The sequence below is a fragment of the Polaribacter reichenbachii genome, from assembly GCF_001975665.1.
Lineage (GTDB): Bacteria > Bacteroidota > Bacteroidia > Flavobacteriales > Flavobacteriaceae > Polaribacter > Polaribacter reichenbachii.
Window position 1 is genome coordinate 1,188,791 of the sequence record NZ_CP019419.1, and the last position, 13,505, is coordinate 1,202,295.

Below are 13,505 nucleotides of genomic sequence, written 5' to 3' on the forward strand. Positions count from 1 at the left end.
TTTTTAATGAGTAATTTAGTTTTAATTGCTCAAAATAAAAACACAAAATTAGCAGATAAATATTTTAATAATTTTGAATTTATAGATGCTATTAAAAACTACCAGAAAGTAGTTAAAGATGGTAAAGCAAACACATATGTTTATACACAATTAGCTAAAGCCAATTATAAGATATTTAATACTATAGAAGCAGAAAAATGGTATGCTAAAGCACTTGAAAAATCTAAAAATGCAGAAATAATATATAATTATGCAGAAATATTAAAGATTAATGGTAAATATGATTTATATGCTATTTGGATGCAGAAATTTGCAACACTTAGCCCAAAAGATTATAGAGCTATTGCATTTAAATCAAATCCAGATTATATATTTAAAATTTTAAATCAATACAAACAATATGAGTTAAGTTCTTTAGATTTTAATTCATCAGAGTCAGATTTTGGGGGAACTATTAAAGATGGAATTTTATATTTTTCTTCAGGAAGAAATATGAAAAGAAAAAAATATAGTTGGAATGAGGAACCTTTTTTAGATATCTATAAAGTTCAGATGACAGATAGCATAATTACAGAAGCTATAGAAATTGAAGGAGAAATAAACACAAAATACCACGAAGGATTAGTTTCTTTTAGTCCAGATGGCAATACTATGTACTTCTCTCGTGAGAGCTTTTACAATGGAGTTTATGAAAAAAAGGAAGGAAGTAATACTAAAATAAGTGTAATTCAATTATTTACAGCTAAAAAAAATGGAGAAAAATGGAGCAACATAAAAGGATTGCCATTTAATGGTAACAATTACTCTGTTAAAAATCCATCTGTTAGTGCTGATGGAAAAACGTTATATTTTTCATCTAATATGCCAGGAACTGTAGGTGATTTTGATATTTTTAAGGTAAGTATTAAAGAAAATGGTGCCTTTGGAAAACCTGTTAATCTTGGAAAAAAAATTAATACTAAAGAACAAGAAATGTTTCCTTTTATTAGTGATGATAATACACTGTACTTTTCTTCAACAGGACATTTAGGTCTTGGTGGATTGGATATATTCTATATTGATAAAGAAGATCAATCCATAAAAAATATTGGTACACCTGTAAATAGTAATTCAGATGATTTTGCTTTTAGCATTAACAATAAAACAAAAGAAGGTTTTGTTTCTTCTAATAGAAGTGACGGTAAAGGAAATGATGATATTTATGCTATTAAACAATTAAAACCATGCAACGTAGATCTTTCAATTTCAGTAATTGATAGTAAAACTTTTACCAAAATTATAGGAGCAACCGTAATACTTAATGATAAGTTTGGTAAAACGTTATCAACCCAAATAACAGATAAAAACGGAAAAATAAATTATACAATAGCGTGTAATAAACCTGTAGATGTTTATGGAAAAATTAAAGGATATGAGAATAATTCTATTGCGTTTTTGGGAAGTCAAAAAAACAAAGAATATATACAAGTATTTTTAACTCCAATTCAAGAAATTATTCAAGCGAATAAAGTTGTATTAAATCCTATTTTATTTGATTTTAATAAAGCAAATATTACAACACATAGTGCTTTAGAATTAGACAAACTTGTAGAGGTAATGACAAATTATCCTAAAATGGTAATAGTAGTAGAAGGACACACAGATAACAGTGGTTCTATAGAATATAATAAAAAATTGTCTGATAGACGAGCAAAGTCGATTGTACAATATGTTATATCAAAAGGTATTGATTCTAATAGAATTTCTGGCATTGGAAAAGGAGAAAGTGATCCAAAAATAGACTGTGGTTCTAAATGTACTGAAGTAGAAAAGCAAACCAATAGACGTTCAGAGTTTATTATTCTTAATGGTAGTTTCTAAAAGATAGAAAAGAACACTTTTAACATTTATTAGCCCATTGAATTTTATGCGTTAAAAAAAGGATAAGTAATATCCATTTTTAATAAAACACATAAAATACAATGGGTTTTAATTTGCTAAAACAGCCAACATTAACCTTTTGTATTTATTCATTTCTAAAAGCGCATTGAAATAAGCACTTATTTGTCCGTTTTTCATAAACTCAATAGAGTCTTGTTTAGCGTTTTCGTATTTGTTGGTTAGCTCGTTCATAATATTAGTTTTTTAATTGGTTGTATACCCTAAAGACAACTTTCGTGCCAAAACGTTACAAGAATTGTCAGAAATATGATGGGTTTAATATAAAATTAACATTTATGTTAATTATCTTTGAATTGTATGAAGCACGTTTTATTATCTATTTTCCTAGTAATTAGCTGTTTTTCTTTTGGTCAGCAGAAAGAAGATCAGAATAATTTTTTCTTGGCAGAAACTTATTTTAGACAAGGAGAATATGAAAAAGCGATACAGATTTATCAAAAATTATACGAGAAAAGTTCTTTTAACACCACTTATTTAAATCGATTAATTACTTGTTATCAAGAAACTGATAAATTTGAAGTTGCAGAAAACCTACTGAAAAACAAACTAAAAGAAAACCCAACTCAGAGTTATTTATATGTTTTTTTAGGATACAATTTCGAAAAACAACACCTTAAAGAAATTGCAAAAAATAACTACGAAAAAGCTATAAACTCTTTAGATGCTAATGGTGCTTATGGTGGCATTATTGGTCGTTTATTTAAAGATTACAATCTTTTAGATTATGCGATTCTCGCTTATGAAAAAGCTATGGAAAGCAACGAAAATTCGAATTATAATTTTCAAATAGCTCAGATTTATGGAGAAAAAGGCGATTTTAAGTTGATGTTTGAATCCTACATAAATTTAGTTGATAAAAACGAAAACTATTTAAACCTCATTCAGAGATATGCAAGCAAATACATAACTGATGATGCCGAAAATGAAACCAATATTCTATTCAGAAAAACCTTATTAAGAAAAGCTGTAACAAAACCTAAAGACGAATGGAATATGCTTTTAAGTTGGTTATTTGCTCAACAAAAAGATTATGGCAAAGCCTTAATTCAAGAAAAAGCATTGTATCAAAGAAGCGCATCAGATTTATCTGACATTTTTAGTTTAGGTAAACTGGCCTTTGACAATAAAGATTACGAAGCTTCTGAGAATTGTTTTAACTTTATTGATAAAAATTCGTTTTTAAAAGAAGAAAAAATTGAAGCAAATTTATACTTAGCAAAAATTGCTGTAGCCACAAAAAACCCAAATACAGAAAAGTTATTTCAAGAATTATTTAAACAATTTGGTAAAAACCAACAAACCATAGATTTACAAGTTGAATATGCCGATTTTTTAACTTTTCAGAAAAATCAACCAGAAAAAGCCACCACAATTTTAAAAGAAGCTTTAACCTTTTCTAAATCTAAATTTGATAAAGGCAGCATCAAACTAAAATTAGGTGATGTATTGGTTTTTAGAGGACAGTTTAATAAAGCTTTAATTTATTTTTCTCAAATTCAAACACAATTAAAAGGATCTGAATTGGCACAACAAGCACGTTTTAAAGTAGCACAAACAAGTTATTTTAAAGGCGATTTTGATTGGGCTAAAGCACAATTAAAAATCTTAAAAAGCTCTACAACACAATTAATTGCTAATGATGCTGTAGATTTATTTTTAAGAATTACAGACAACGAACCTGTAGATTCTATTCCTTCTGGTTTAAAACAATTAGCAAAAGCAGAACTACTTTCTTATCAGAATAAAAATAAAGAAGCTTTACAAGAGATAGATAACTTATTTTCATCCAAAGAAATATTAATTAATGGATTAGTTCCTGGAGAAATTATTTATGATGATGTACTTTTGCTACAAGCAAAATTATTGATTAAACAAGAAAAATATTTAGAAGCAATTGCGAGTTTAGAGAAAATTATTGCTGCAGACAATCAAGGTTTTTTAACAGATGATGTTTATTTTTTAATGGCAGAAACCTACAATAAAAAGCTAAATGATACAGAAAAAGCAAAAGAATATTATCAGAAAATAATTTTCGATCATCCTTCTAGTATTTATTTAGTTGATGCTCGAAAAAAATATCGTAAATTAAGAGGAGATGATATATAGTTTTTAATCTAACTTTTGTTTGATAAAAACTTTATACTAAAAACGAAAAGAAATGTACATATACAACGTAACTATAAATATTGATGATGCAATTCACAAAGAATGGCTAACTTGGATGGAAACCCATATTTTAGATGTACTAAACACAGGTAAATTTCAATCGGCTAAATTTACCCAAGTTTTGGTAGATGAAGAAATGGGAGGCAAAACCTATTCTGTGCAATACTCAGCAGAAACCAGAGAAGATTTAGAAGATTATTACAATGAAGATGCAGACAATTTACGCATAGAAATTGCAAAAAAATTCGGCGATAAAATGTTAGCTTTTAGAACAGAATTAAAATTGATAAAAGAATATTATCCAACAAACGTTAGTAATTAATGAAAATTGATTTTTACACCCATAGAAAAAAGTTTTTAGTTTTTGGAATATTATCTTTAATTAGTGGTGTTCTATTGGCTTTTCTAAAATGGGGAATTGAGCCAGAAGAAACAATTGCTGGTACTCTATGTGGTGTAGGTTTACCAATCATAATTATATCATTATCATCAAAAAAGTAATTAAGTTATGTCTGTAAAAGCAAAGAAACATTTAGGTCAGCATTTTTTAACAGATGAAACCATTGCAAAAGATATTGCAGATGCTTTAACTGAAAATGGTTATGATAACATCTTAGAAATTGGTCCAGGAATGGGTGTTTTAACCAAATATCTTTTACAGAAAAAAGTTAAAACAACAGTACTAGAATTAGATCGAGAATCTGTTGCATATTTAAAAGATGTTTTTCCTGTAGAACACCTCAACTTAAATACATCCAAAGAAAAATTTGCGATTATAGAAGGCGATTTTTTAAAACAAAATATCGAAGAAATTTTCAATAAAAAACAGGTAGCCATTATTGGTAATTTCCCATATAATATTTCTACACAAATTGTATTTAAAGCTATAGAGAACAGAGAATTTGTACCTGAATTTGCAGGTATGTTTCAAAAAGAAGTAGCAATGAGAATTGCAGAAAAAGAAGGCTCTAAAGTCTACGGAATTTTATCTGTTTTAACACAAGCTTTTTTTGATGTAGAATACCTTTTTACAGTGCCACCAACTGTATTTAATCCGCCACCAAAAGTAGATTCTGGTGTAATTCGTCTTATCAGAAAAAAAGATTACTCTTTACCTGTAGATGAAAAATTCTTCTTTAGAGTGGTTAAAACAGCATTTAATCAACGAAGAAAAATGTTACGTACCAGTTTAAAGTCCTTTAAACTTTCGGATACGTTAAAAGAAGACCCTATCTTTGCGCGAAGGCCAGAACAATTATCGGTTTTGGAGTTTATATCTCTCACGCAAAAACTCGCAGAAAATGGTATTTGAAATCACTAACGAATTTCTAGAAAACCTTACCTCTCTTATAAAAGCTAACAACGAAAAAGCAATTACCAAATTGTTTAAAGAAGTGCATTATGCAGATGTAGCAGAGGTTTTAGACGAGGTAAATTTCGAAGAAGCTATTTATATAATCAAGTTATTAGACAGCGAAAAAACATCAGAAATTCTTACAGAATTAGAAGATGATATTCGTGAGAAAATTCTTAAAAATTTATCTGCTCAAGAAATTGCTGATGAAGTTGGTGAAATGGATACTGATGATGCTGCAGATATTATTGGAGAACTTTCAGAAGAACGTCAAGAACGTGTAATAAAAGCCATAGATGATGATGAATTAGCAGCAGATATTAAAGAATTACTTTCTTATGGAGAAGATACTGCTGGTGCTTTAATGGCTAAAGAATTGGTAAAAGTTTATGAAACTTGGACAGTTGCTGGCTGTATGCGCAGAATTCGTGGTCAGGCAAAAGATGTTACAAGAGTGCATTCTATTTATGTTGTAGATAAGGAAGATAAATTAGTGGGTAGATTATCTTTAAAAGACTTAATAATTGCTAAATCAGAACAACATATTGCAGATATTTTAAAAGTAAAAGTAGATGCTGTAAACGTAAATGAAGATGATGAAGAAGTAGCCAAAATAATGGCAAAATACGATTTAGAAGCCATACCAGTTGTAGATGATAACAATGTACTTTTAGGTAGAATTACTATTGATGATATTGTTGATGTTTTAAAAGAAGAAGCAGACAAAGATTATCAAATGGCAGCAGGTTTAACACAAGATGTAGATTCTGATGATAGTATTCTAGACCTTACAAAAGCACGTTTACCTTGGCTTTTTTTAGGGTTAATTGGTGGTATTGGCGCTTTTATAATTATGGAAGGTTTTCAAGGAGTTTTCGAAAAATACGCATCATTATTCTTTTTTACACCTTTAATTGCAGCAATGGCTGGTAATGTTGGTGTACAATCATCAGCAATTATTGTGCAAGGTTTAGCCAACGACGATGTAAAAGGAAGCATCAACAGCAGGTTAATAAAAGAAATGTTATTAGCAGCTTTAAACGGAATTATTCTAGCAATTTTTCTTTTTCTTTTTGTTTGGATTTATGAAGGTAAAATAAACACAGCCTTAGCTATATCTAGCTCTTTAGTTATCGTAATTATTGTAGCTGGTTTAATTGGTACATTTGTGCCTCTATTCTTAGATAAAAGAGGTATAGATCCTGCAATTGCAACTGGGCCTTTTATTACAACATCCAACGATATTTTCGGGATTTTAATTTACTTTATGATTGCAAAAATGATTTTAGGAATTTAGGTTTTTTACAACAAATTCATTATTTTCTTTGAAGCTATTTCCAGCTTTCAGCACTCGCTTTTTTTGCCAAAAAAAGGCAAAAAAGAGCTCAAACAAATGCTTCAATCTGGGCTAGACTTGTTTGCTAAAAACAATATTTTTAGAGGTTATTATCAAGTTTTAAAACTCTAAAGGTTCTTTTCTAGAAGGTCTAATTCTTAGTATATAAACAAATTTTGTGTCTATTAAATAAGAAATTCTATAACTATGTTTTTCAAAAAATCGAATATTACCTTTATTGTTTTTCTTGAGTAAATCTAATTTATAAATTTCTGCATTTGTAGCTAAAATAGAAACTGAATTATAAATTTCAATAAAAATTCTTTTGGTAACATCTAAAGATTCACAGTGTTCTAAAAATTCAGAAAAACAAAAATTTAAGTCGGCTTCAGCATTATTTGTCCAGATTATTTCTCTGACCATTTCATAATTTGTTTGCCAACTTCACTATGAGATATTGTTTTACCTTCTTTAATTTGAGCAATAGAACTGTCTATTTCTGCATTATATTGAGTTGTAGAAATTCTACCCGAAGTTACATTTTTTCTATTCTCAATTATATTTTTAATAATTTGAATTAAAGAAACATCCTCTACTTCATCAAGTTCTTTATGTATCCATTTTAAATCTGCTTGTAAATCCATAAACATTAAACATTTATTTTTCAATCAAATATACAAATTATCAAATTTACATTTTCATCTTGGTAAACAAATCCCAAATAACAACGCCTGTAGTTACAGAAATATTTAAAGAATGTTTGGTGCCCAATTGCGGAATTTCAATACAAAAATCGCTAGCATTTACCACTTCTTGTTGTACACCTTTTACTTCATTACCCATTACAATTGCATATTTCTGATTCTTTTCAGGCAAAAAAGCATCTAATTTTGTAGAGTTTTCAGCTTGTTCAATTGCCAAAACTTTTACTTTATCTGCCTTTAATTTTTCGACTAAAGTCAATGTATCTTCTACATATTCCCAATTTACAGATTCTGTTGATCCTAAAGCAGTTTTATGAATGTCTTTGTTTGGTGGAGTTGCAGAAATACCACATAAATAAATTTTTTCAATCAAAAAAGCATCACTAGTTCTAAACACAGAACCAATATTATTTAAACTTCTAATGTTGTCTAAAACTACGATAATTGGTGTTTTTTGAACGGCTTTAAATTCATCAACCGAAATTCTACCTAACTCGTTATTCTTTAATTTCCTCATAAATTTAGCTGTTGGCTTATGACTTTTGGCTTTTAGTTAGTTTGGTGTGAAAACTAATAGCTAAGAGCTAAAGGCTAAAGTCTTTTTTTTATCTTCGCAAAACTAATTGAAAATTTCCAAAAACTTGGCAAAACAGAAAGCGAAAAAGGTAACTCCTTTAATGAAACAGTACAATGCTATCAAGAACAAATATCCTGATGCTATGTTGCTTTTTCGAGTTGGAGATTTTTACGAAACTTTTGGTGAAGATGCAAAAAAAGCAGCGCAAGTTTTAGGAATTACGCTCACAAAACGTGGTGCAGGTTCAGATTCTGAAACTGCTTTGGCTGGTTTTCCTCATCATTCTTTAAATACCTATTTACCAAAGTTGGTAAAAGCAGGAATGCGTGTTGCCATTTGCGATCAATTAGAAGACCCAAAAATGACCAAAACCATTGTAAAACGTGGTGTTACAGAATTGGTTACTCCTGGGGTTTCTTTAAATGATGAAGTTTTACAAAGCAAAAGCAACAACTTTTTAGCTGCTGTTCATTTTGATAAAAAACAACTCGGAATTTCGTTTCTTGATGTTTCAACAGGTGAATATTTAGTAGCTCAAGGAACAACTGAATACATAGATAAATTGTTGCAGAATTTTAATCCAAGTGAGGTTTTAGTTCAGAAACAAAACAAACAACAATTTTTAGAGCTTTTTGAGAATAGATACTACACCTTTTATTTAGATGATTGGGTATATCAAAAAGAATATGCAAACGAAACTTTACACAATCATTTTGAAGTAAAAACACTAAAAGGTTTTGGAGTTCAAGATTTAAAAAACGGAATTATTGCAGCTGGTGCTGTGTTGTATTATTTATCAGAAACACAACATAATCAGTTAAAACACATTCAAAATATCAGCAGAATTGCTGAAGATAATTATGTTTGGATGGATCGTTTTACAGTCAGAAATTTAGAATTGTACAACCCGAATTCTATTAATGCAGTTACACTTTTAGATGTTATAGATAAAACCATTTCACCTATGGGTGGAAGACTTTTAAAACGTTGGTTGGCTTTACCTTTAAAAAATATTGATGAAATTAAAAATCGTCACGAACTGGTAAAGTTTTTTATAGATTCAGATGAATTTTCTCAAACTGTAACGTATCAATTAAAACAAATTTCAGATTTAGAAAGACTGATTTCTAAAGTAGCTACAGGCAAATCTTCACCAAGAGAAATTGTATTGTTAAAAGATTCTTTGAAAGCAATTTTACCGATAAAAATTGAAGCAGAAAAGAGTAAAAATAAAGCAGTTCAGAATTTAGGAAAACAACTACACACTTGTGAAGATTTAATCACTAAAATTTCTGAAACTTTGTTTGATGATGCTCCTGTAAACATCAATAAAGGGAATGCAATTGCCAATAATGTACATCAAGAATTAGACGATTTACGTGCAATTTCTTCATCAGGAAAACAGTTTTTAGATGATATGTTAGCTCGCGAAACTGAAGCTACAGGTATTACAAGTTTAAAAATTGCTTTCAACAATGTTTTTGGTTATTACATTGAGGTTAGAAACACACATAAAGATAAAGTTCCTGAACAATGGATTAGAAAACAGACGTTAGTTTCTGCAGAAAGATACATTACTGAAGAGCTTAAAGAATACGAAACCAAAATTTTAGGTGCCGAAGAAAAAATCGCCAAATTAGAACAAGAAATTTTCTCAAAATTATTGCAATACATCATCCAGTTTGTAGATGTAGTTCAAGAAAATGCACAAATTATAGCAAAAATAGACTGTTTATTATCCTTTTCTGTTTTAGCTGTTGATAATAATTACGTGCGTCCAATTATGGATGAAAGCACAGATTTAGACATTAAAAACGGACGTCATCCTGTTATAGAAAAACAATTACCAATAGACCAAACCTATATTGCAAATGATGTTGTTTTAAACAGAACTCAACAACAAATTATTATGATTACTGGGCCAAATATGTCTGGTAAATCAGCTATTTTAAGACAAACTGCATTGATTGTTTTATTGGCACAAATGGGTTGTTATGTACCTGCTCAAAATGCAAAAATCGGAATTGTAGATAAAATTTTTACAAGAGTTGGTGCTAGTGATAATATTTCTATGGGCGAATCTACATTCATGGTAGAAATGAATGAAACTGCATCTATCTTAAATAACGTTTCTGAGCGCAGTTTAATTTTATTAGATGAAATTGGTAGAGGAACCTCTACTTATGATGGTATTTCTATTGCTTGGGCAATTTCTGAGTTCTTGCACGAACATCCATCAAAAGCAAAAACACTATTTGCCACTCATTATCACGAATTGAATGAAATGACCACCACTTTTGAGCGCATTAAAAACTTTAATGTGTCTGTAAAAGAATTGGAAGACAACATTATTTTCTTACGTAAATTGGTTTCTGGAGGTTCTAACCACAGTTTTGGAATTCACGTTGCAAAATTAGCTGGAATGCCAAATATGGTGATTCATAGAGCGAATAAAATTTTAGCACAATTAGAAAAAAATAATAAAAATGATGAAGTAAAGGATGTTTTAAAACAAACACAACACGAAGAAATGCAACTTAGCTTTTTTCAGTTAGATGATCCTTTATTAGAAAATTTAAGAGACGAAATTTTATCTACAAACATAGATACGTTAACACCTATTGAAGCTTTAATGAAGTTAAATGAGATTAAGCGAATGTTGGTTAAAAAGTGATAAGAAATATAAAAAATCTATTATCAATAAATTCAAAAACTAATTCGTCTTCAATAAAAAATGATAAATAATTTAGAGCAAGGATTTTTTGGAATAGGAATTCAGAATGGAAAAACACCTGAAAATTTAGGCGTTCTTTGGAGATCTGCCCAAAATATGGGGGCAAGTTTTATATTTACAATTGGCAATAGATATGCAAAACAAGCTTGTGATACGCATAAAGCAACTGGTGCAATGCCTTACTTTCACTATAAAAACTTTGATGATTTCTTTAATAATTTACCAAAAGGTGCAATGTTAGTTGGTGTAGAATTAGATGAAAAATCGGTTCAATTAGAGACGTTTAAACACCCCAGACGTTGTGTATATTTATTAGGCGCAGAAGATCACGGATTATCTAAATTAGCTATTGAAAAATCGCATCATTTAGTGAAATTTAAATCTGAATTAAGCTTAAATGTTTCTGTAGCTGGTAGTATTGTAATGTATGATAGACAAGCAAAAATAAACTTTAACTTATAAATAAAGTCTTTTCTCTTTTTTGCTATAATAAAATTGCAAATTTCATTTTGGAGTATTAAAATTTATAAAAAAATAAAACCTAAAAGCATATAGCCTTTAGGTTTTAGATTCTAGGGGTGTTTTAGGGGTAATCAAATATTTTCTAAATAGACCTCTTTAATCTTAATAATTCGTTAGTAGCATTGATGTAGCTGTTATAAATTGTTTCGTTTTTTATAAGCTCTTCAAAAGCATATTGTTGGTCATTTGAACTGCCAATAATTTTATCACCATTTTCTAAAATAGTGTTTTTAAAGTTATCTCCAGAAACAAGGCCTTCTATAGCAATTGCATCTTTGTATTTTTTAATCTGAATGTTTTCTTGAGAAAGTAAACTCGTTTTTCCAGTAGATTTCTCTGTAATATAAACTTTGGCGTTTATATTATTACCACCTCTAACTTTTTTAATAAGTTCAGTTTCTACATTAAACGTAAAATCACAATCTGGTCTGCATTCAAATTGTTTGCTTGAAAGCAGTTCGTCAATATTAATTTCATCTAAATTTAATGATGGTTTTACTTTGTTGGTCTCTTTGATGCTAAATGATAATATACCAATTAGAACCACAGCTAGCGCTGCGACTTTTTTTAGGGGTTTCATTGTAAGGGGTTTAAGGGTTACTGGGACAAAGTTACACTTTTTTATAACATGTGCAAATTATGTTAAAGTTAATAAAAGGTTATCAGAAAGCAAAAAAAAAGCACAACAACTCTTTAAACACCAGTGTTTTATGTATTTTTATCAAAAATTTTAAGAAAATAAAATAAAAATAAAAATAAAAAATAGACTGTAAAAATGCGAAATAGAGCCAATTTTAATATGGAATTTTTAAAAAAACTATAGTAATTACCATTATCTTTGCAATAGTTATGAACATACATTTTTTATTTATTGGTGCTCCAGAAGTTTTTATAATACTATTAATTGTAGTAATGGTTTTTGGTGCAGATAAAATTCCTGAAATTGCAAGAGGTTTAGGTAAAGGGATGCGTCAAGTAAAAGATGCTACTAACGATATTAAACAAGAAATTAACAACAGCTCTAAAGAGTTTGGTGTAAATACTGATATTGCTAAAGACATTAACAATGAAATTAAGGGTGTTAAAGAAAATATAGACGATTTAACTGGCCCAATAAAAAGAAATATGTAGGTTTACTTTACTCTACTTACGGTTAAACCATCTCTAATAGGTAATAAAACTGTTTCAATTCTATCATCATTATTTAGTAAGGAATTGTACTCTAAAAGTATTTTTGTATCTAAATCTTTAGGGTTTAAAGTTTCTACAACTTTACCACTCCAAAGTACATTATCAGATAAGATAATTCCTCCAGGATTCATTTTGTTGATAATTAAATTAAAGTAGTTTACATAATTAGACTTATCTGCATCAATAAAAACTAAATCGAAATTATCTTCTATTTCTGGTATTATTTTGGTGGCATCACCAACAATTTGTGTAATTTGATTTCTAAAACCTGATTTTTCGAAATATTTATTCTGTAAAGTTTCTAGTTCTTCATTTTTATCAATAGTTATTATTTTACCCTTTATTGATAAACCTTCTGCTAAACATAAAGCAGAATAACCTGTGTATGTACCTATCTCTAAAACAGTTTTTGGTTGAATTAATTTTGACAACATAGACAAAACTCGCCCTTGAAAAGCACCACTTAACATTCTAGGATTTAAAACTTTTTGCCAAGTTTCTTTACTTAATTCTTTTAAAATTTTAGGTTCTTGTTGTGAGTGATTTACAACGTATTCGTCTAATTTTTCGGGTAAAAAGTGCATAATAGTAAATGATTTTACAGGTAATAAATAAGCTTTCAAAAATACAAAAACGGAATCTATATCTCTATAAATTCCGTCAATCTAACAAAAAATCAAAAATACGGTTTTGAGAAAACCGAAAAAAACATCTTCTATACTTTAATATTTTTTAACTGCTCTTTTAGTGCTAATTTATCCTCTTCACTCATACAGTGTTTTAAGCTTTTACAACTTTTAGCATGACTTTTATAAATTTTAGTCAATTTCATATTCTGTTTTGTGTATTTAAAACAGATTTTACAACTTAAAAAGTGAAGGTTTAATTTAACTTTTTCTAAAAATGTTGCTTCACCATATTGGTTTTTATCACAAATGGTAGTTGCTTCATCGCAAGTTAAAATAAATTTTTTAAACATA

At 28.8% G+C, this 13,505-nt stretch carries 16 protein-coding genes; 9 read left to right on the plus strand and 7 right to left on the minus strand.

Features of this window, described 5'->3' with window-relative positions:
* Positions 1-6 precede the first annotated feature (6 nt).
* Positions 7-1,860: an OmpA family protein gene (locus BW723_RS04855; RefSeq protein ID WP_227819766.1), complete on the plus strand. Its 1,854-nt coding sequence runs from the start codon at positions 7-9 to the stop codon at positions 1,858-1,860.
* 108 nt (positions 1,861-1,968) lie between these two features.
* Here BW723_RS04855 and BW723_RS17825 read toward each other — a convergent pair whose 3' ends face one another.
* Positions 1,969-2,112: a hypothetical protein gene (locus BW723_RS17825; RefSeq protein ID WP_169835731.1), complete on the minus strand. Its 144-nt coding sequence runs from the start codon at positions 2,110-2,112 to the stop codon at positions 1,969-1,971.
* Between the two features lie 126 nt (positions 2,113-2,238).
* Between BW723_RS17825 and BW723_RS04860 the strand changes: the two genes are divergently transcribed.
* Genes BW723_RS04860 through mgtE form a run of 5 tightly spaced genes read left to right on the plus strand, consistent with a single transcriptional unit; the run spans position 2,239 to position 6,758 of the window.
* Entirely contained in the window at positions 2,239-4,047 is a 1,809-nt protein-coding gene (locus BW723_RS04860) for a tetratricopeptide repeat protein (RefSeq protein WP_068361498.1), read from the plus strand.
* Between the two features lie 52 nt (positions 4,048-4,099).
* On the plus strand, positions 4,100-4,429 hold the full coding sequence (locus BW723_RS04865; protein ID WP_068361495.1) for a DUF4286 family protein: 330 nt from the start codon (positions 4,100-4,102) through the stop codon (positions 4,427-4,429).
* Positions 4,429-4,608 carry a hypothetical protein gene (locus BW723_RS04870; RefSeq protein WP_068361492.1) on the plus strand — a complete coding sequence of 60 codons (180 nt, stop codon included), beginning with the start codon at positions 4,429-4,431 and terminating at the stop codon, positions 4,606-4,608. The genes BW723_RS04865 and BW723_RS04870 overlap by 1 nt, the downstream gene beginning before the upstream one ends.
* A 7-nt stretch (positions 4,609-4,615) precedes the next feature.
* Complete coding sequence (gene rsmA, locus BW723_RS04875; RefSeq protein ID WP_068361485.1) at positions 4,616-5,419, plus strand: 16S rRNA (adenine(1518)-N(6)/adenine(1519)-N(6))-dimethyltransferase RsmA; 804 nt, start codon at positions 4,616-4,618, stop codon at positions 5,417-5,419.
* Entirely contained in the window at positions 5,409-6,758 is a 1,350-nt protein-coding gene (gene mgtE / locus BW723_RS04880; protein ID WP_068361482.1) for a magnesium transporter, read from the plus strand. The genes rsmA and mgtE overlap by 11 nt, the downstream gene beginning before the upstream one ends.
* A 159-nt stretch (positions 6,759-6,917) precedes the next feature.
* Here the strand turns inward: mgtE and BW723_RS04885 are convergent, their stop codons facing one another.
* Genes BW723_RS04885 through BW723_RS04895 form a run of 3 tightly spaced genes read right to left on the minus strand, consistent with a single transcriptional unit; the run spans position 6,918 to position 8,018 of the window.
* Complete coding sequence (locus tag BW723_RS04885; protein ID WP_068361479.1) at positions 6,918-7,220, minus strand: type II toxin-antitoxin system RelE/ParE family toxin; 303 nt, start codon at positions 7,218-7,220, stop codon at positions 6,918-6,920.
* The gene (locus BW723_RS04890; protein WP_068361474.1) at positions 7,205-7,441 is read right to left on the minus strand and encodes a hypothetical protein; all 237 of its coding nucleotides are present in this window, start codon (positions 7,439-7,441) and stop codon (positions 7,205-7,207) included. Before BW723_RS04890 ends, BW723_RS04885 begins: the two co-directional genes overlap by 16 nt.
* 46 nt (positions 7,442-7,487) lie before the next feature.
* Positions 7,488-8,018, minus strand: a complete 531-nt coding sequence (locus BW723_RS04895) for an RNA methyltransferase (protein WP_068361471.1) — start codon at positions 8,016-8,018, stop codon at positions 7,488-7,490.
* A 160-nt stretch (positions 8,019-8,178) separates the two neighbouring features.
* On the opposite strand from BW723_RS04895, the gene mutS reads away from it, so the two are divergent.
* Entirely contained in the window at positions 8,179-10,752 is a 2,574-nt protein-coding gene (gene mutS / locus BW723_RS04900) for a DNA mismatch repair protein MutS (protein WP_254656002.1), read from the plus strand.
* Positions 10,753-10,812: 60 nt separating this feature from the next.
* The gene (locus BW723_RS04905; RefSeq protein WP_068361465.1) at positions 10,813-11,274 is read left to right on the plus strand and encodes an RNA methyltransferase; all 462 of its coding nucleotides are present in this window, start codon (positions 10,813-10,815) and stop codon (positions 11,272-11,274) included.
* Between the two features lie 142 nt (positions 11,275-11,416).
* Here BW723_RS04905 and BW723_RS04910 read toward each other — a convergent pair whose 3' ends face one another.
* A complete protein-coding gene (locus tag BW723_RS04910) occupies positions 11,417-11,914 on the minus strand; it encodes a hypothetical protein (RefSeq protein WP_068361462.1) in 498 nt (165 codons plus the stop codon).
* Between the two features lie 269 nt (positions 11,915-12,183).
* Between BW723_RS04910 and BW723_RS04915 the strand changes: the two genes are divergently transcribed.
* Positions 12,184-12,465, plus strand: coding sequence for a Sec-independent protein translocase subunit TatA/TatB (locus BW723_RS04915; RefSeq protein WP_175335417.1), 282 nt, complete (start codon positions 12,184-12,186; stop codon positions 12,463-12,465).
* Between the two features lie 2 nt (positions 12,466-12,467).
* On the opposite strand, the gene BW723_RS04920 is transcribed toward BW723_RS04915, so the two are convergent.
* Entirely contained in the window at positions 12,468-13,109 is a 642-nt protein-coding gene (locus BW723_RS04920) for an O-methyltransferase (RefSeq protein WP_068363494.1), read from the minus strand.
* Positions 13,110-13,240: 131 nt separating this feature from the next.
* A complete protein-coding gene (locus tag BW723_RS04925; RefSeq protein ID WP_068361459.1) occupies positions 13,241-13,504 on the minus strand; it encodes a hypothetical protein in 264 nt (87 codons plus the stop codon).
* Position 13,505 lies beyond the last annotated feature (1 nt).